The following is an 18,246-nucleotide window of genomic DNA, read 5'->3' as shown; positions in this document are numbered from 1 at the left end:
GTGCTGCCGCACCGGCTACCCCTTCACTTCCTTGATCAAGCCCATACAGGCATACGCCAAATCCGGCACCGTCTCGACCGGCACGCCGCGTGCCGCGGCGAGCAGGCGGATATGGGCGTGTTCCGCCGCGTGCGGATCCCGCACCAGCACCCGCCACGGCACCCGGCGCAACAGCACCCGGGTCGTCTCTCCCACACCGGGTTTCACGAAATTCACGCTGGAGATCCCGTAGGCCGCCCGCACACTCTCCACCGACTCCCAGCCCGCCCAGGTCGGGTTCCGGTCGGCGGCTCGCAGGTCGCGTACCCGCGCGTCCACCAGCGGCCGCACCCGGTCGAAGCAGGCGCTGACGGTGTCGAGCAGATGGCCGGACACATCCTGGCCCGCGAGTTCGCGATAGAACTTGGCCCCGTGGAACTGTCCCGGCCCGATCAGGCCGGCATTGAGCACCGTGCGCGAAACAAGTCCCGACACAGTGGAATTCAGGCAGGCGGAGGCGATCAGGAAGTCGTCGCGGGTGCCGTAGGTCCGCACACAGCTGCCCGGATCCGCGAGCACCGCGAGGTCGGGGTCGAAGCGCGCCCCGCCCGCCGCGTGATGGGCATCCAGTGCGGCGGTCAGCTCCCGGGTGATCGCGCCTTTGCCGGTCCACCCGTCCACGAACACGACCTGCGCCGGATCGTGCTGCCGGGCAAGATAATCCAGTGCGGTCGCGTCGATCCCCCGATCCCGCACGATCGACACCGCGTAGTGCGGAACCTCGATTCCCCGGCTCCCCAGCCAGCGCCGCATGAGCACCCCCACCGGCGTCCCGGCCCGAGCCAGCGACACCAGCACCACGTCCCGGCCCCGCTCGCTGATCACCAACTCCGACACGGTCGCCACCGCCAGCGCCAGCCGCTCGGCGCTGTCCGCCAGCACCCGCTCGAACAACTCCCGATACGCCGCGTCCGGCTGATACTCCACCGGCAGCGACTCCGCGTAATGCGCCACCCCCGCCTGAATCCGCCGTTCCCGCTCCGCCACATCGGCTTCCAGCGCCACCCCGGACAGATCGGTCAACAGCCACGCCACCTCGTCCCGCGCATACGACCCGAACTCCGGCCCGTACAACGGTTCCGGCAGCTCCCGCGCGCGGCCCGAGCGGGCCGCGGCGAGGGCGCGCGGGTCCGCGTCGGGGAGCACGGCCAGCAGCACGTCTGCGCCCGACGCGGTCAGGACATCGACGAGTCCACCGGCAGCCGTGAGCTTTTCGGTGTCCGCGGGACGGTCGATGATGACGAGCAGGATCGGGTCGGCGGCGGGCTCGGCGCCCGGCCAGCGGGCGTTGTAGAGGAAGCGCGGGCTTTCCTCACCGAGTTCGGGTGCCGCGAAACGGAATCCGCGGCGCAGCGGGTAGCCCGCCTCGTCCAGCACGTAGGCGGGGGAGCGCGTCGTCGTCTGATATCGGGTGGGGATTCCACTGTCCGCCAGGGCCGCGGCGATCCGCAGCGGCAGGTACATGAGTTCCTCGTGGGCGACGACGATCACCGGGCGCCGAGGGTCCGTCGCATCGGTCACCGTCGCGAGGGCACGGGTCAGCTCGGCCACCGCGTGGGTGAGCGCCGCATCGAAGGGCACGCCATCCGAGTCGAGGAAACCGTGGCGGCCGCCTTCGGGAACCTGTTGCGGCCAGGGCAGTTCGACGCGGCGGCAGGCTCCGGTGCGATCCGCGATCGGGTTGAGTACCGGTTCGGGCAGGGCGGTGACGGCGTCGATCAGGCCGGCCGGCAGGCGGGTGCTGCCGCTGGCCAGGCAGACGGTGTCGATGCGGGCGCCGAGTCCGGCCGCCGCCGTGTCGAAGGCGCGGCGGTCGGCCTCGGTGCGCATGTCCACCAGCGAGGCCAGGATGTAGTGGCTGCGGGGAGTGTGCGCATGCAGGGCCCGGATGGCGTCCAGAGCGGTTGCGCCGGTGGAGATCTCGTCGTCGACGAGCACCATGGGCAGGTCGTTGTGGAAGATCGCGGCCGGCATCGGCTGCAGCAGGTGGGAGGTGGCGTGCGAGTGGCCCTCCTCGAAACCGGCGAGGGTCTCGGCGGTGGGCACGTCGCGACGGGTGGAGTGCAGGTAGCAGCGCGCGCCGAGGCGGGCCGCCACGGTGTGGCCGAGTCCGGTCGCGGTTTCGGCGAAGCCCAGCACCACCGCGGCGGTGATCGGCCGATTCGGCTGCGGCGCAGCATCTCCCGCGAGCAGCTCGCGCACCAGGTCGCCGAGCCGGTTGCCCGCGTCGAGCACGCGATGCGGGTCGGTCGGGAGGTGCTTCCCCAGCACGGTCGAGACCAGCAGGTGCGCGCGGCGGGGATTGCGGCGCAGGCCGGGTTCGACGAGCGTGTCGATGCGCCAATCGGGTGCCAGCAGTGCCGAATCGGTGTGGCGGAGGGTGAGCCCGAGGTGCCGGGTGGCCCAGGGTAGCGCGGGATCGGCGGTCACGATTCGAGCAGGGCCTTGAGCAGGTCCACGAAGGAGACTCCTTGATTGGCGACGCCGAAGACCTTGGCGCGCAGCATGATCTGGTGCGCCCAGCTGCGGTGCGGGCGCATTTCGTTCATCTTGTTCCGGTACTCGGAGGCGGCGACACCACCCGCGGCGGTGCTCAGGATGCCGGCGGCATCGGCGTATTCCTCGTGGGTGACGATCGAGAGGGCGTGCACGACGGCCACATGCGAGGGGTGGATGACGGTCTTGCCCTGGATCCCGTTGGCGCGGTCCAAGGTGATCTCCCGCAGCAGCCCGTCCATATCGCGGCTGACCAGCGACTGCCGGAAGGGGACGGCGTCCACCTCGGCGAACGGCGAGGTGCGCAGCAGCGGCCGGAACATGCGGGCATGGTCGGCGAAGTACTCCCAGACCGGTCCGGTGATGGTGAAGCCGGTGCCGTCGGTGCGACCCAGGTAGTTGACGATGTCGGCGATCACGTCGGCGACCACGCGCACGTCGTAGATGGTGAGGTCGCGGTCGCGGCGAATCCCGAAGGTGGAGCACATGTCCGTGGCCCCGATCCGCACGGCGAGAATCCGTTCGCGGTGCTCGGCGAGCAGCGCGCCGATCCGGCGGAGTTCGCGGTCGCGGCTCTCGCGATGCACCAGGACGGGGGATTCCAGCACCGGCATCCCGAAGACGGTGCGGCCCAGGCGCTGTGCGGCCAGGCCCAGCGCGTGCAGGTAGTCGGCCGCGCAGGAGCTGTCGAATTTGGGCAGCACGAAGCCGGTGAGCGCCGCCGCCCCGGGCCCGAGCCGGTCGGCGATCTCGCCGATGCTGTGCGGGTCGCGGACCCGCACGAACAGCAGCGGGTAGGCCTCGCCGCTGGCGGCCAGTTCGTCGACGGTCCGGGCGGCCTGCCATTTCGCCGCTTCGACGGCGTGGTCGGCGACCGCGTCCTCGAGGTCGATGACCATCGAGCACACGCCGCGTTCGGCGCGGCGCAGGATGGTGGCGGTCAGATCGGGCCGGGTGGCGGGCACGTACAGGGTCGCGCCCAGCGCCATGGCCAGCAGGTGGCGGTCGACGGTGCCGCCGAAGGGTTCGGGCAGCCGGTGGAACAGCCGCCGCAGCTCCGGGCCCGGCACCTGCCGGAAATGCCGCAGCGGGAAGCGTTTCCGCAGGGAGACCGGGGCGACATCCGGATCGCTGGTGATCATCGCGGTCATCGTCGCGGTCGTCCTCCTGCTGACTTTCGGTCTATCTGTCGGTATTTCGCATGCGCTCGACCACTCCGGCGACGAACGCGGAGATGGCGTCGAGTTCGGACACGTAGGCCCAGTAGTCGGGGTGGCGTCCGGTCAGGCCCGCGCTCGCGCGATCCAGGCGTTCGGCCTGGGCGTCGAGCACCGAACCCCATTGCGGGACCACGCCTTTGTTGACCGCGAGCATCTGCGCGTCGCGCAGCTTGAAGCGGACGGCCTTGGCGCGCTCGGCCGGCTGGTCGCGGACCGCGCGCAGCACGGCGAGCCGATCGGTCACGGTCTCGGCGCGCTCCTCGGCGGTGGCGAGGTGGGCGCGGGCGGTGGTGGTCAGGTCGAGCGCGTCCTCCGGGTCGTGGTTGGCCAGGGCGGCCCGGGCGCGGGCCAGATCCGCGTCGGCGGCCGCGACGGCCTCCCGGGCTTGTCGCTCATTGTTGGCCAAATCGTTCGACGACGCAGCCGCGAATTCCCGCAGCAACGCCGACATGGCCGGAGCGATGCGGTCCAGGCGGTTGCGAGCGGCGTCGAGCCGGGTGGCGGCGGAGGCGAGGGCGGTGGTGGCCGAATGCTGTTTGCCGGGTGCGGCTTCCAGGGCGGTGGACAGGTCGCGGTTCAGCGTCTCGAGCCGGGTGGCGGCGTCGCGGGCGGCGCCGCCGGCGCCGGTGGCCACCGCGGCCTCGAGTGTGAGCAGTCCCTCATCCACGGCGGCCGCGCATTGCCGGATCGAGGGGTAGGCGGCATGGGGTGAGGCGTCGGCGGCCTGCCGCAGCTGTGCCGCCTGCGCCCGCACCTGTGAGACCAGTTGCGGCACCGAGCCGTACACCGCGACCGCATGCTCGAGGTGGGGCTGATTGCCCCGGTAGAACTCGTCGACCCCGCGCGCGGCGTCGGCGAGTCTCCGGATGACGGTGTCGATCTCGGGCTGGGCGACCGGGCCGCCGTCCTCGCGTTCGGCCTGTTCCAGGCGGTCGTTGAGGGCGAGGTAGGCGCCGGAGGCGTCATAGCAGCGGGCGCGCACCGGTTCCCAGCGCGCGGCCATGCCGCGCTCGGGGAACAGTGCGGCGGATGCCGTGACGGCGGCCTCGGCAATGGTCTGCCGCTGGTCCATATCGAGGAATGCGGTCGTCAGTACCTGCCGGGCCTGCTGCACCCATTCGTTGTTCCGGGGTGCCCGGAACCATCCGCGTCGACGGCCTGCCACGCCCCCGATGGTAGGAGAAGCGGCTCGTCGGGGCGACAACGGCGAGGGGTTGTGAAAATCTGTCAGATGACAGTTGCTTCCGCGCGCCAGGGTTGACCCTTCCCTACCAAAGACTTGGGAAAACCATTACTGTCGAGGCGGCGGAACCGACACGCAGGACACGCCGTTAGCCAAGAAACACGTCAAACGCGCTACAACGGAAGGATTCCCGCAATGGGTGTCAGTTTGTCCAAGGGCGGCAACGTTTCACTGACCAAGCAGGCTCCGAACCTGACCCAGGTGGCCGTCGGCCTCGGCTGGGACGTCCGGACCACCACCGGCACCGACTTCGACCTGGACGCCAGCGCCATCGCGACCGGCGCGGAGAAGAAGGCGCTGTCGGACAAGCACTTCATCTTCTTCAACAACCTGCAGTCCCCGGAAGGCACCATCGTGCACACCGGCGACAACCTGACCGGTGAGGGCGAGGGCGACGACGAGGTCATCAATATCGACCTGGCGAACACCCCGCCGGCCATCGAGTCCATCTTCTTCCCGGTGTCGATCTACGACGCCGACTCGCGCGGCCAGAGCTTCGGCCAGGTCCGCAATGCCTACATCCGGGTCGTGGACCGCGCCAACGGCGCCGAACTGGCCCGCTACGACCTCTCCGAGGACGCGTCCACCGAGACCGCCATGGTGTTCGGCGAGCTCTACCGCAACAATGGTGAGTGGAAGTTCCGTGCGATCGGCCAGGGCTATGCCTCCGGCCTCGCGGGCATCGCTCGCGACTTCGGCGTCAATGTCTGAATCGAACAACTAGCGACACGAAGAGGGCTCGGTCGCACGAGCCCTCTTCGTGTGTCCGTCCACCCCGTCCACGACCCGGCACAACGAAAGGCCCGCTGCGGTGCGAATATTCGGCCTCTCCATCATCGTCACCGTACTGTCGCTGCTCGCGGCCCTCGTGTACGGCGGTCCCACGGCCCTGCTGCTGTGCGCCATCCTCGGCGTCCTCGAGGTCTCGCTGTCCTTCGACAACGCGGTGATCAACGCCAGCATCCTGCAGCGGATGAGCGAGTTCTGGCAACGGATCTTCCTCACCGTCGGCGTCGTCATCGCGGTTTTCGGTATGCGCCTGGTGTTTCCGCTGGCCATCGTGTGGATCACCGCCGGCCTCAGCCCGGTTCGCGCCTTCGACCTGGCCATGAACCCGCCCGCCGACGGGGCCCTCACCTTCGCGGACGGCAGCCCCTCCTACGAGAAGCTGCTCACCGACGCGCACCCGCAGATCGCGGCCTTCGGCGGCGCGTTCCTGCTGCTGCTGTTCTTCAACTTCATCCTCGAGGAGCGCGAGGTCACCTGGCTGGGCTGGATCGAACGCCCGCTGGCCAAGCTCGGCAAACTCGACATGCTCGCGGTGGTGCTCACCCTGGGCGGCATCGTCATCGCGGCGGAATTCATCGCCGCCGACGACGACCGGTCCACCGTGCTGCTGGCCGGCATCCTCGGCGTGATGACCTACATCCTGGTCGACGGGCTCGGCTCCCTGTTCCATGCCGAGGAGCACGCCGAAGAACAGTCCGCGGCGGGGCCCTCGGCCATCATCAAGGCGACCGGCAAGGCGGCGTTCTTCCTGTTCCTGTATCTGGAAGTGCTCGACGCCTCGTTCTCCTTCGACGGCGTGATCGGCGCGTTCGCCATCACCTCCGACCCGATCCTGATCGCCCTGGGCCTGGGCCTGATCGGCGCCATGTTCGTCCGGTCCATCACCGTCTACCTGGTGCGCAAGGGCACGCTCTCGGAATACGTGTACCTCGAGCACGGCGCGTTCTGGGCCATCGGCGCACTGGCGGTCATCCTGCTCATCACCATCGGCGTTCACGTCAACGAGGTGATCAGCGGCCTGGTCGGCGTGGCCTTCATCGGAGCGGCGTTCATCACCAGCGTGATCCGCAATCGGCGCGAGAAGGCCGAGTCCGACGAGGACGAGGACGACGAACCCGCAGACCTGGAGCCCAGCCCCGTCGGCTGATCCACCGAGACTGGAAAGCCCGCCACACCAGCGTGTGTGGCGGGCTTTCCTGCAGTGGTCACACCCGCGCGGGCTGCGGCATCGAGAGGTGGCGGCGGACAGTCCCGGGCTCGGCCGGGGTGGGGTTCGGCGCGGCGCGACGGGAGGCCAGGACCATGCCGACCAGTCCTACGCCCAGGCCCGCAACTGTCAATGGGCGCAACGGCTGATCGATGACCAGCCAGGCCGTCACCGCGGTCACCGCCGGGATGGCGAAGAAGAAGCGGCTGACGCGGGTGGTGTCCCAGCGCTGCAGCATGGTGTTCAGCAGCAGGAACGCGCCCATGGAATTCACCAGCACCATCCAGACCATGGAACCGGCGAAGCGGGCCGGGTCCGCGATGTGGAAGTCGCCGCCCGCCACGGCCAGCGCGCCCGCGAAGGGCGCGCTGACCGCCACGTGCAGGGCGGTGCCGGTGCGCGGATCGATCGCGGGGGTGAAGCGCTTCTGGTACACGGTGCCGAGGCTGAGGCCGAGCAGGCCGACCACGCACAGCAGCAGACCCACCAGCGAGAAGCTGGACTGATCGACCACCGCGAGGCCCACGCCCAGACCGCCGACCCCGAAGCCCAGCCACTGCCGGGCGCTCACGGATTCGCCCAGGCCACCGGCGAATACGGCGATCACCACCGGGCTCAGGCCCTGCACCAGGGAGATGACGGCGGCGGTGACGTGCTCGTGCATGGCGGTGTAGAAGGCGCCGAACTGCACCATCTGCATGAGCAGGCCCGCCACCAGCGTGTGCGCGAGGACCTTGCCGCGCGGCCAGACCGCCCGCGCCAGTAGGGCATACGCGATGAGCAGCAGGCCGGCGATGCCGAAGCGGGCGAACAGCACCAGCATGGGCGGCGCCGCGCCCACGCCGATGATGCCGGCGATGAAGGCGCTGCTCCACATGAGGATGAGGGCCGGCGGGCCCGCCACTTCGAAAAGCCGGTTGTCCATGATTCCTCCACGCCGCTAACCGGTTCAGGTGGTTATACCGTGGCACCTCCTTGAATAACCTGTCAAGGGGGTTACGATGAGGGCATGTCCACCTTCGCCGATCCGCACCTGTTCGTCAGCGGCAATCTCGCGCTGAACTTCATCGGTACGGCTCAGGAACGACGCACCACCTTCATCGACCGGCTGAGCACCGACGACGAACTCGCCGAATGGGTAACGGCGGCAGGCATCCTCGACACCGCGCCGGACTGCACCGGCGCCCGCACGCGGGCCGTGAACCTACGCGAGGCCGCCTGGCGGCTGATGCTGGCCACCCTCGACGGCGAACCCGCCGCCGACGCCGACCGGCGACTCGTCAACCGGCACGCTCACGACACCGCGCCCGAGCTGACCCTGCGCGCCGACGGCAGCGTGCACCGTAGCGGGACACTCGATTCCGCGCTCGCGGCCGTCGCGCGCTCCGCCATCGAACTGCTCGGCAGCCCCGATCGGGACCGCATCAAGGAATGCGGGCGAGACGCCTGCACCCGCCTCTACATCGACACCTCACGCGGCGGTTCGCGCCGCTGGTGCGATATGGCGGTCTGCGGAAACCGGGCCAAGAGCAAGGCGTTCCGCGCCCGGAACACCGAGCCGGCCGGCTGAGCGCGCCCGCGCCGTCACGAACAGGAAGAAGAACGCCACCAGCAGCGCGGCCCGGCCCCACACGCCGATCTGCACGATGTTCTGCTCGAATCCGGCATCACGGCCCGCACCCAGGGCATAGAAGTAGCGGAAGACGCCGATCCCGATACACGCGTCCGCCATCAGGTAGGTGACGGTCAAGCTCCACGGCACCTCCAGCAGCACCAGGAACGGGATCAGCCACAGCGTGTACTGCGGCGAATGCACCTTGTGGAACAACAGGAATCCACACAGCATGGCGCCGCTGACACCGATCCACGGATACACCCCCGCCAGCTGATACCGCCGCCAGCCCAGCCAGCAGGCCAGCGCGAAGGACCCCAGCACCAGCAGCGGCGAGGCCGCCGACACCACGGCCTGGAACGTCGACTCGCCCTCGCTGGTCTGGGCGAACAACGGGCGTAAACCCCAGTACCAGATGGAATTCGTGGTGATATCGGCCTGCCGCAGCTGCTGGAAGGTGATCGACGCCCGCCAGCCGTCATAACCCGCCAGCGCGAACGGCAGATTGATCGCGACCACCGTGCCGACCGCGGTACCGGCCACCATGAGCGCACCGCGCACATCGAATCGCCGTTCCCGCAGCGGGTTTTCACCGAGCAGCACATAGATCAGCAAGGGCAGCACGAAGATTCCGGGATACAGCTTGAAACAGAAGCCGATCGCCAGGAATACCGCCGCGGCTATCGCCCGGTCCCGCAGGGAATATCGGGTCAGCACGGTCATCACGTAGAACGCGGCCACCGCGGTGGCCACCACCGGCAGCTCCCAATTGTGAAAGGCGTAGAGCACCAGGGGTGGACCGGCCGCCCACAGCAGCGCCGCCGGACCCGCCATCCGGGCCAGCAGATACGCGGTGAGCAACGCGAACGGGGCCAGCAGCAGCGCCGAGTGCAGCAGGAAGTCCGCATCGGTGTGCGCGCCGATGCCGCCGATCCACATGAGCAGACCGCTCAGCACCGGATACTCGACCGCGCCGCCGGTCAACTGGCCATCGGGTGTGATGCCGCCCGTTATATACGGAAAGACGTGTTCATTGATGCCGCGGCCCAGCCACAGGTACTGAATATCGGAATAGCAGACATTCGAGTCCTTGATGACATCGAAAATGGCGCTGCGACCCGACTCCTCGAACGGCCCGCCCGCACACCGCGCCTTGTTCACATACGCGATCAGCAGGGTGACCCCGCACACCAGCGTCGACGTGACCGCGATCATCGACCGGCCCGCCTCGCGGCGGCGAGCGACCGCTGCGCTGGCGACGGGTCGGTTCGGCATGCGCACCACCATAGGACTCTCTTCGGCGTGTCCGCGTGTTCAAGCTCGGGACTGGCCCGATTTCGCAGGCCATGCCTATCTATCGCCCGGCCGCCGCCGGCGTGAACACGCGAGCAAGAGCCTCGATACCCCGGCGTCGGGCACCGTGTTCCCTCATGTAGCCTTGTCGGGTTGCTGACGCAACGAACCCTCCTGCCCACGGACAGTCCGTGGGCCGTTCACAGTCCACAGGAGGTGATGAGGTCCGTGCGTCATTATGAAGTGATGGTTATTCTCGATCCGAGCCAGGACGAGCGCACCGTCGGCCCGAACCTGAACAACATGTTGGGTGTTGTCGGGTCCGAGGGCGGCAAGGTCGACAACGTCGACATCTGGGGTAAGCGCCGTCTCGCCTACGAGATCGCCAAGCAGGCCGAGGGCATCTACGCGGTCGTCACCCTGACCGCCAAGCCCGAAACCGTGAGCGAACTCGATCGCCAGCTGGGCCTGAACGAGTCGGTGCTGCGCACCAAGGTGCTGCGCCTCGACAAGAAGTAGTCCAGTCCTCCCGCAACGTCGCTCGTAACCGTCGGTGCCTATCTCTAGGCTGACTGGCAAACCGTGCACCGAGCCCCTGATCGGGCGTGCACGGGCGAGCGCATTGCGGACTGCACCGGAAAGCAGGAGGAACCATGGCCCAAGGCGACACGGTCATCACCGTCATCGGCAATCTGACGGCTGACCCCGAGCTTCGATTCACGCCCGCGGGAGCGGCCGTCGCGAACTTCACCGTCGCGTCGACTCCCCGTGTGTTCGACCGTAATACCAATGAATGGAAAGACGGCGAAGCGCTTTTCCTGCGCTGCAACATCTGGCGTGAAGCTGCGGAGAATGTGGCCGAGAGTCTGACCCGTGGCTCGCGAGTGATCGTGAGCGGACGACTCAAGCAGCGCTCCTACGAAACCCGCGAGGGTGAGAAGCGCACGGTCGTCGAACTCGAGGTCGACGAGGTGGGTCCCTCCCTGCGGTACGCGACCGCGAAAGTCAACAAGACCACCCGTGGCGGTGGTGGCGGCGGCTTCGGCGGTGGCGGACAGGGCGGCGGCCAGCAAGGCGGCGGCTTCTCCGGTGGTGGCAGTGGTGGGGGTCGCGGCGGCCAGAGCGCCGGCGACGACCCATGGGGCAGTGCCCCCGCGGCCGGCTCCTTCGGGGGCGGCGCGATGGACGACGAACCGCCGTTCTAGACAACGGCTTTCCCCGGAATCCGCCCCGGCTGGGTTCCCGAAATTACGGAGTTGAAAGACCATGGCCAAAGCACCGGCACGCGAAAAGGTGCTGAAGAAGAAGGCTTGCACCTTCTGCAAGGAAGACAAGGCTGGCAAGAAGAACAACACGGCCGGCGCCAAGATCGACTACAAGGACACCGCGCTGCTGCGCAAGTACGTGTCCGATCGTGGCAAGATCCGCGCTCGCCGGGTGACCGGCAACTGCGTCCAGCACCAGCGCGATATCGCTGTCGCCGTGAAGAACTCGCGTGAGGTCGCCCTGCTGCCTTACGTGTCCACCGCCCGCTGAGAAAGGAAGGCACAGCAATGAAGCTCATCCTCACCGCTGATGTCGACAACCTCGGTGCGCCCGGCGACACCGTGGAGGTCAAGGACGGCTACGGCCGCAACTTCCTGCTGCCGCGCGGCCTGGCGATTGTCGCCACCCGTGGCGCGCAGAAGCAGGTCGAGGGCATTCGCCGGGCCCAGGATGCCCGCCGCGTGCGCGACCTGGACCACGCCAACGAGCTGAAGCAGGCCATCGAGGGCCTGACCGGCGTGTCGCTCGCGGTCAAGACCGCCGGCACCGGCAAGCTCTTCGGTTCGGTCACCGCCGCCGATGTCGCCGCGGCCATCAAGGCCGCCGGTGGCCCGGTCGTCGACAAGCGCAGCATCGAGCTGCCGAAGGCCCACATCAAGAGCACCGGTAAGCACGGTGTCGTGGTGCATCTGCACCCGGATGTGATCGCCAAGGTCGACCTGCAGGTCACTGCCGCCGAGTAATTCGGTTCGTCGGAGGCCGCCTCAGCTGTGGGGCGGCCTCCGATTTTCTTTGTTCGGTTTTTCTGTTTGCCAGATATTCGCTGATTGCGTGTCGGGTGTACCGGGGCGAGGTGTCGGCATGCAGAATTCACGATGTTCGCCCGGGTTGTGGATTGCTCAGCAAACCAACCATTCTCATTGTGTGACAGATCACAGGTGCGAGACCGTTCGTTCACCCAACACGCCCAGACGTTACCGTTCAGCGACACGCCGCATCGAATTGATCCACAATTACACACACTGCGAATTCGGTCACTACCAGCGTATTGATTGACCACATCGACTGTTGTCCCCAAGTTTTCCACAGGGGGTGCACAACAGTTGGTGAACAATACCCACGTTGTCCACAGGTGTGTACACAGCTCGGTTTGGCGGGTCACCGTCCGGTCGCCTAGGTTCGCATTCGATGTCGTGACCACTGCCCGGGACGACACGACTCCGTGTATCCAGCGCCCACCACCACGGGTTTGCCACCGCGCCTGCACAACTCGGCGTGGCGGGGCCGCGTGGCGGACCGAACCTGTCGGTGCGCAGGCGTACAACGGTCATGGACTCGTTCCGGGCGCGAGGAGAGAGGACGGTCGAGCCGATGGCAGTCATCGACGATCGCGGCCACGACGATCACGGGCCCTCCGACTATCCCGACGCCCCCGGCGAGGATTTCGGCCGTCAGCCACCCCACGATATGGCCGCCGAGCAATCCGTCCTGGGCGGCATGCTGCTGTCCAAGGACGCCATCGCCGATGTCGTGGAGGTCATCCGCCCCGGCGACTTCTACCGCCCCGCCCACGCGGCCGTCTACGACGCCATCCTGGACCTCTACGGCCGCGGCGAACCGGCCGACCCGGTGACGGTGGCCGCCACCCTCGACCGCCGCGGCGAGCTCAAGCGCATCGGCGGGGCCCCGTATCTGGTCACGCTGACCCAAACGGTCCCCACCGCGGCCAATGCCGGCTACTACGCCGAAATCGTTGCGGAGAAGGCGATCCTGCGCCGTTTGGTGGAGGCGGGCACCCGAATCGTCCAGTACGGCTACGCCGGCGCCGACGGCCAGGACGTCGCCGAGGTCGTCGACCGCGCCCAGGCCGAGCTCTACGACGTCACCGAACGCCGCTCCAGCGAGGACTTCGCCCCCCTCACCGACATCCTCCAGCCGACGATGGACGAACTCGACTCCATCGCCTCCCGAGGCGGCATCTCCCTCGGCGTCCCAACAGGTTTCACCGAACTCGACGAAATCACCAATGGCCTCCACCCGGGCCAGATGATCATCGTCGCGGCCCGACCCGGCGTAGGAAAGAGCACGCTTGGTATGGATTTCATGCGCAGCTGCTCCATCAAGCATGGTCTGGCCAGTGTCATCTTCTCGCTGGAAATGAGCCGCACCGAAATCGTCATGCGCCTCCTATCCGCGGAAGCGAAAATCAAACTGGGCGATATGCGTTCGGGCCGCATGAGCGACGACGACTGGACCAAGCTGGCGCGGCGGATGAGCGAGATCAGCGAAGCGCCACTGTTCGTTGATGATTCGCCGAACCTGACCATGATGGAAATTCGGGCAAAAGCCCGACGGCTCAAGCAACGGCACGATCTGCGCCTTGTGGTGGTCGACTACCTCCAGCTGATGACATCGGGCAAAAAGGTCGAATCACGGCAGCAGGAAGTTTCCGAATTCTCGCGTAGCCTCAAGCTTCTGGCGAAGGAGCTGGAGGTGCCGGTGATCGCGATTTCGCAGCTCAACCGTGGTCCGGAGCAGCGGACGGATAAGCGGCCCATGGTGTCCGATTTGCGCGAATCGGGATCACTAGAACAGGACGCGGACATGGTTATCCTGCTGCATCGCCCAGATGCCTTCGAGCGGGACGACCCTCGCGGCGGCGAAGCAGATCTCATCCTGGGAAAGCATCGAAACGGTCCGACCGCGACCATCACCGTTGCGCACCAATTGCATTTGAGCCGATTTGTCGATATGGCACGAGGTTAGTCGTAGATGTAGGGTCTCAAAATGAATGGCCAAATCTCAAAATGATTGGCCACTCGATGGCCAATTGGCCATCATTTTGAGACAGATTCCGCTTCGGCCCCGCGTCGAGGCGTGTCGTTTCGTCTGACGGGACGGGCCTGCCGCACGTGCGGTGGTCTTGGCGTGGAGCAGCGATCCGCTCGGGCCAGAGATCAGCCAAATCACTGGTCGGACACCAGAGTTGCCCGCTCCGTGTCGTCATCCGTTACGGCCCTTCGGTGCGTCGGTACCTGTCTGATGGTTCTCAGGCGCAGGGGAATCGCCGTGAGCGAGCCTGGGCGGGAGCCTTACCCCCGGCAGGGCCGGGCATCGCGCGATCCGATCGATCAATCGCCTCATAGGACTCGGTTGCGGCCCGTTGAGGGCCGATCCGCGCCGATTCCCCCGTCGACCACGGAGAAATGGCCACTATTTCGAGACAAAGGCTGGCCAGCGCGCTGCGAGCTCCATGAACCGATGTGGCCAGGGCCTGGCGTCGCAATTTCCACCGTACTCACAGCTCCTCGTGCGGGCGGCTGCGAATCGTCAGGAGCAACAATCTCGACTCGGTTTCCAGCTGGTCGATCGGTCGGGGAGGATGGGGGGGACCCGCGATCGTGTTGTTCGCCATGAAGGCCGAGCGCGCCAGCCCGGTGCCGATCAAGACCAGGGCCAGCAGGTCGACTTCGTTTGCAGGGATGATTCTTTCGAGTTCTCGGCGCTCAGCCGCGCGATCGATGATGGCTGCGAGCCTGCCACGAGTGGCCAGGTAGACCTCGTCGTGCAGAATGCGGCGTAGTTCCGGACTGTGCGCGGCGTGTCCCATCAGCGACAGCAAGGCTGGCCCAGCGTTGGCGTCCAACACTCGTTGCTTGCGGGCGAGCAGTTCCAAAATATCGCCTTCGAGGGCACCGGTGTCGACTTCGCCGAGCTCATCGAGTGCGATCTGCCGGGCAACGGCCGCGGTCAACTCGTGCTTGGAAGACCAGCGTCGATAGAGCGACGCCGTGGAAGCGCCGGCGCGATGCGCGACCGCGGAAGTCGTGAAAGCCGCGTATCCGGACTCGCCGAGTTCCTCGATGGCGGCCTCGATCAAGGCGCGATCCACGCGGGGATCCTGGCGTCGGCCTCTCCGTGGTGCGCCGGGCGCAGTCGTCATGCCCTGGATTCTCTCCCATGTAGCCGGACGGTGCCACCATATTCGAAACGAAGTCTTTCCGTTTCTAATATGGTGGAAGGATGAACATCGCGACCAGTACGCCGATCGCCGACACCGTGGCCGCCGCGCGAGCACATTTCGACTCCGGTTCCACTCGCCCGTTGCCGCAGCGCATCGCGTATCTGCGCGCATTGCGGCGGATGCTCGATGACCACGAGGCCGAGATCGAGGCGGCGCTGTGGGCCGACTTGCACAAGAACCCGACCGAAGCGCAACTCACCGAGCTCGAGGTGATCCGGGCCGAGATCGAGCACTCGCTGCGTCATCTGCGGCGCTGGGCCAAGCCGCGCCGGGCGCCGATCCCGTTGGCGCTCATGCCCGCTCGCGCCCGCTTGATCCCCGAGCCGCTCGGGGTGGTGCTGATCATCGCGCCATGGAATTACCCGGCGCAGTTATTGCTCGCGCCGCTGGTCGGTGCTCTGGCGGCCGGCAACACAGTTGTTCTCAAGCCCAGTGAACTCGCGTCCGCCACAGCCGATCTCGTCGCCCGGCTGATCCCGGATTACTTTCCCGATGGTGCGGTTCGAGTCGTCCAGGGGGCGGTCGCGGAAACGACCGAACTTCTGGAACAGCGGTTCGACCACATCGTGTTCACCGGCAGTGGCACGGTCGGTCGCATCGTGATGCGGGCTGCCGCCGAACACCTGACACCGGTGACTCTCGAATTGGGTGGCAAGTCCCCGGTCTGGTTCGACGACGACGCCCATCTCGATGCCGCCGCGCGCCGGCTGGTTTGGGCGAAGTTCGTCAATGCCGGGCAGACCTGTGTCGCCCCCGACTACGTCATGACCACCCCCGATCGAGTTCCCGCACTGGTCAATGCATTGCGTGAGGCGATCACCGACATGTGGGGCAGTGATCCCCAAGTGGAGGAGCATTACGGGCGGATTGTGAATGAGCGTCAGTTCGATCGTGTGGTCGGGTACCTCGAAGGAGTCGAGGTAGTGATCGGTGGACAGCGTGACCGAACTGACCGCTACCTCGCACCGACGGTCGTGCTGCTGCCCGGCGAGACTCCGCCAGTGATCGGGCCCGAGGCCTCCCATCCGATTTTGCGCGAGGAGATCTTCGGGCCGATCCTTCCGATCCTGCCCGTCGCCTCCGTCGAGGATGCGGTGCGGTTGGTGAATACCTGGGATAAACCGTTGGCGCTGTATGTGTTCACCGCTTCGGCGCAGACTCGGGATTTGTTCGAGCGTGAAACCTCTTCGGGCGCTGTGGTTCACAACGCGGGAATCATTCACGTGGGTGCGAGTGGTTTGCCGTTCGGCGGGGTCGGGGCCAGTGGTATGGGTGCCTATCACGGCAGCTACTCGTGGCAGACGTTCAGTCACCACAAGCCTGTTCTCCGTAAGCCACTCGTGCCCGACACCCTGCGAATGGTCGTCCCGCCCTACTCGGCCCGTGAGATCGGCCTGGTTCGACGGCTCATGCGTCGCGGCTGATCCGGAGGAGATCAGTGTGCTGACCGCTGGATGATCCGGTCATCAAGGGCCGCAACGGAATCGCCGGCGAAGGTTGATGTCCCCTTATGGGAAGCGGATGACTAGTTGTGTACACAGCCCTGGTGAGCTGAAGATGACGGATCAACCAACTTCAGCGCAACGCGGTGGCCGGCGTTCCCCGGAGTCGTTGTACGGGTCGGCCAAGATGTGGACGCACCTGCAGCGCACGGTATCGCGGTGGCCAAATCCACCGTCGAGCGGCTGATGAGCGCCAACGGCTGGCGTGAGGTCAGCCACACCAGGAAGGTCCGTACCACGGTGGCGGACCCGTCTGCGCATCGTGCACCGGATCTGGTCAAGCGCCGACTCCGGGTCGAGGCGCCGAACCGGCTGCTGGTGGCCGATTTCACCATGTGCGACTCGCCTACGCCGGGCGGATCGTCCGTCCGGCACTTCTACGACGGCGATAACTGACGCTGCCTACGCCCTCGATCACGCTCATCGCCACAACGTGCTGCACCGCGACGTCTAACCCGCCAACATCCTCATCGAACATCCCACCGGCGGCGAACGCGCGGTTGTCACCGATTTCGGTATAGCGCGCGCATTCGAGGCGGGGTTCCGGTGCCGGCCCGCGCAGCGGCGCGGCCGGCGCTGGTCAGCCACACCGACACCTGGTCGGTCAGCATCCCCGGGACGGTCTCGGTCTGGATCAGCCCACGCTCGCGCAGCGCAGCCAGGGTGGATCCGGCACCGCCGTCGTAGACCCCATGGGTTTCCACGGCCGAGACCACAGGCCCATAGCGGTTGTTGAAGTCGATCCTGCGCCAGACGCGCGCCGGCGCGGAGGTGAACCGGCCACGCGCCGCCAGACGCCGCTGTTCGGCCTCCAGCTTCTGATCTACCCGAAACAGAACGCCCAGGTAGATGCGCTGCCGCTCGTTCAACCCGTCCAACACCGCTTGCCCTGCTGCGGTCATAACCCCTCTCCCGTCGGCAATGTGTCAACCTGGATTCCAGGACGTGAGCAGGCATATGTCAGGAATAGGCTGAATCGACCCTAGATCAACACTTATCGACGCAGCTCGGAGTGTGGCGCCGGGGTGTACCCCAAAACGACATCTGCTGTTCGCGCTAGTCACCCGGGTAGGGGACGGCGCTGTGCTGGGCGTGGTAGATCATGTCGTTGTCGGGAGCGTGCTGCAGCGAAGGCGCGATCGGGCCCGACCGGGCATGTGCCGGCTCGGTCAGCCGCAACAGATTTCGGCCGCCTCACTGTGCTGCCGCAACAGTCGGTAACGGTTAGCTGGAGGGGAGCCCGCGCAGGGCAGGCAGCAGCGCCAGCGCCACGCGGAGATCGAGATCGCCGCTCCCGATCGCGTGACCGAGGATGCTCTCGGCCTGCCGGACCCGGTAGTTGACCGTGTTCGGGTGGATGTGCAGCCGCGCGGCGGCACGGTTGCGACTGTGGTTCTCCTCGAGGTAGACCGCCAGCGTCTCGGCCACCCGATAGGTCGCCTCGTCGTCGGCGGCCAGGTCACCCAGCACACCGACGACGTGCGCCCTGGCCTGCTCAGGATCCACCGTGGCCATCGCGACCACCGCGACCTCGTCGTACCGGGTCACCGAGCCG

Annotated in this window: 17 protein-coding genes and 1 pseudogene; 10 read left to right on the top strand and 8 right to left on the bottom strand. The window is 66.9% G+C overall.

Going from position 1 to position 18,246, the window contains the following annotated elements; all coding sequences use genetic code 11:
* Window positions 1-15: 15 nt before the first annotated feature.
* The 3 genes from ACWEQQ_RS33665 to ACWEQQ_RS33655 are packed head-to-tail and all read right to left on the bottom strand — an operon-like array spanning window position 16 to window position 4,920.
* Complete coding sequence (locus ACWEQQ_RS33665; RefSeq protein ID WP_452351057.1) at window positions 16-2,469, bottom strand: phosphoribosyltransferase; 2,454 nt, start codon at window positions 2,467-2,469, stop codon at window positions 16-18.
* The gene (locus ACWEQQ_RS33660; protein ID WP_452351123.1) at window positions 2,466-3,677 is read right to left on the bottom strand and encodes an HpcH/HpaI aldolase/citrate lyase family protein; all 1,212 of its coding nucleotides are present in this window, start codon (window positions 3,675-3,677) and stop codon (window positions 2,466-2,468) included. Before ACWEQQ_RS33660 ends, ACWEQQ_RS33665 begins: the two co-directional genes overlap by 4 nt.
* A 40-nt stretch (window positions 3,678-3,717) precedes the next feature.
* Entirely contained in the window at window positions 3,718-4,920 is a 1,203-nt protein-coding gene (locus ACWEQQ_RS33655) for a hypothetical protein (RefSeq protein ID WP_452351056.1), read from the bottom strand.
* A 213-nt stretch (window positions 4,921-5,133) separates the two neighbouring features.
* On the opposite strand from ACWEQQ_RS33655, the gene ACWEQQ_RS33650 reads away from it, so the two are divergent.
* Together ACWEQQ_RS33650 and ACWEQQ_RS33645 are read left to right on the top strand one after the other, a co-directional pair.
* Entirely contained in the window at window positions 5,134-5,709 is a 576-nt protein-coding gene (locus ACWEQQ_RS33650) for a TerD family protein (RefSeq protein WP_379400682.1), read from the top strand.
* A 100-nt stretch (window positions 5,710-5,809) separates the two neighbouring features.
* Window positions 5,810-6,934 carry a DUF475 domain-containing protein gene (locus ACWEQQ_RS33645; RefSeq protein ID WP_452351055.1) on the top strand — a complete coding sequence of 375 codons (1,125 nt, stop codon included), beginning with the start codon at window positions 5,810-5,812 and terminating at the stop codon, window positions 6,932-6,934.
* A gap of 58 nt (window positions 6,935-6,992) precedes the next feature.
* Here ACWEQQ_RS33645 and ACWEQQ_RS33640 read toward each other — a convergent pair whose 3' ends face one another.
* Window positions 6,993-7,919, bottom strand: coding sequence for a DMT family transporter (locus ACWEQQ_RS33640; protein WP_452340994.1), 927 nt, complete (start codon window positions 7,917-7,919; stop codon window positions 6,993-6,995).
* An 84-nt stretch (window positions 7,920-8,003) separates the two neighbouring features.
* Here ACWEQQ_RS33640 and ACWEQQ_RS33635 point away from each other — a divergent pair, with 84 nt between their 5' ends.
* A complete protein-coding gene (locus ACWEQQ_RS33635; RefSeq protein WP_452351054.1) occupies window positions 8,004-8,564 on the top strand; it encodes a CGNR zinc finger domain-containing protein in 561 nt (186 codons plus the stop codon).
* Here ACWEQQ_RS33635 and ACWEQQ_RS33630 read toward each other — a convergent pair.
* Window positions 8,466-9,881, bottom strand: a complete 1,416-nt coding sequence (locus tag ACWEQQ_RS33630; RefSeq protein WP_452351053.1) for a glycosyltransferase family 87 protein — start codon at window positions 9,879-9,881, stop codon at window positions 8,466-8,468. The two genes, ACWEQQ_RS33635 and ACWEQQ_RS33630, sit on opposite strands and share 99 nt — an antisense overlap.
* Before the next feature lie 246 nt (window positions 9,882-10,127).
* Here ACWEQQ_RS33630 and rpsF point away from each other — a divergent pair, with 246 nt between their 5' ends.
* The 5 genes from rpsF to dnaB all read left to right on the top strand — a co-directional run bounded on the left by rpsF (window position 10,128) and on the right by dnaB (window position 13,931).
* Window positions 10,128-10,418, top strand: a complete 291-nt coding sequence (gene rpsF, locus ACWEQQ_RS33625; RefSeq protein ID WP_452340991.1) for a 30S ribosomal protein S6 — start codon at window positions 10,128-10,130, stop codon at window positions 10,416-10,418.
* A 134-nt stretch (window positions 10,419-10,552) separates the two neighbouring features.
* Complete coding sequence (locus ACWEQQ_RS33620; RefSeq protein WP_356996014.1) at window positions 10,553-11,104, top strand: single-stranded DNA-binding protein; 552 nt, start codon at window positions 10,553-10,555, stop codon at window positions 11,102-11,104.
* Between the two features lie 61 nt (window positions 11,105-11,165).
* Window positions 11,166-11,435 carry a 30S ribosomal protein S18 gene (rpsR, locus tag ACWEQQ_RS33615; RefSeq protein WP_040814320.1) on the top strand — a complete coding sequence of 90 codons (270 nt, stop codon included), beginning with the start codon at window positions 11,166-11,168 and terminating at the stop codon, window positions 11,433-11,435.
* A 17-nt stretch (window positions 11,436-11,452) separates the two neighbouring features.
* Window positions 11,453-11,908 (top strand): 50S ribosomal protein L9, encoded by a 456-nt coding sequence (rplI, locus tag ACWEQQ_RS33610; RefSeq protein ID WP_354841000.1) that lies wholly within the window; start codon window positions 11,453-11,455, stop codon window positions 11,906-11,908.
* A gap of 628 nt (window positions 11,909-12,536) precedes the next feature.
* A complete protein-coding gene (gene dnaB, locus ACWEQQ_RS33605; RefSeq protein ID WP_379384326.1) occupies window positions 12,537-13,931 on the top strand; it encodes a replicative DNA helicase in 1,395 nt (464 codons plus the stop codon).
* A gap of 532 nt (window positions 13,932-14,463) precedes the next feature.
* Here the strand turns inward: dnaB and ACWEQQ_RS33600 are convergent.
* Window positions 14,464-15,057, bottom strand: coding sequence for a TetR/AcrR family transcriptional regulator (locus ACWEQQ_RS33600; RefSeq protein WP_452351052.1), 594 nt, complete (start codon window positions 15,055-15,057; stop codon window positions 14,464-14,466).
* A 131-nt stretch (window positions 15,058-15,188) separates the two neighbouring features.
* Between ACWEQQ_RS33600 and ACWEQQ_RS33595 the strand changes: the two genes are divergently transcribed.
* Both ACWEQQ_RS33595 and ACWEQQ_RS33590 read left to right on the top strand, forming a co-directional pair.
* Window positions 15,189-16,613 (top strand): aldehyde dehydrogenase family protein, encoded by a 1,425-nt coding sequence (locus tag ACWEQQ_RS33595; RefSeq protein ID WP_452351051.1) that lies wholly within the window; start codon window positions 15,189-15,191, stop codon window positions 16,611-16,613.
* A gap of 166 nt (window positions 16,614-16,779) precedes the next feature.
* A pseudogene (locus tag ACWEQQ_RS33590) lies at window positions 16,780-17,024 on the top strand (IS3 family transposase); the annotation flags it as partial.
* Between the two features lie 170 nt (window positions 17,025-17,194).
* Here the strand turns inward: ACWEQQ_RS33590 and ACWEQQ_RS33585 are convergent.
* Window positions 17,195-17,593 (bottom strand): hypothetical protein, encoded by a 399-nt coding sequence (locus tag ACWEQQ_RS33585; RefSeq protein WP_452351050.1) that lies wholly within the window; start codon window positions 17,591-17,593, stop codon window positions 17,195-17,197.
* Window positions 17,594-17,915: 322 nt separating this feature from the next.
* Window positions 17,916-18,246, bottom strand: a 331-nt coding sequence (locus ACWEQQ_RS33580) for a helix-turn-helix domain-containing protein (RefSeq protein WP_452351049.1), incomplete at its 5' end; no start/stop codon positions are given.

This window comes from Nocardia sp. NPDC004123, assembly GCF_053603795.1.
The sequence above is the reverse complement of the archived record's forward strand: the minus strand, read 5'-3'. Positions and strand labels throughout refer to the sequence as shown.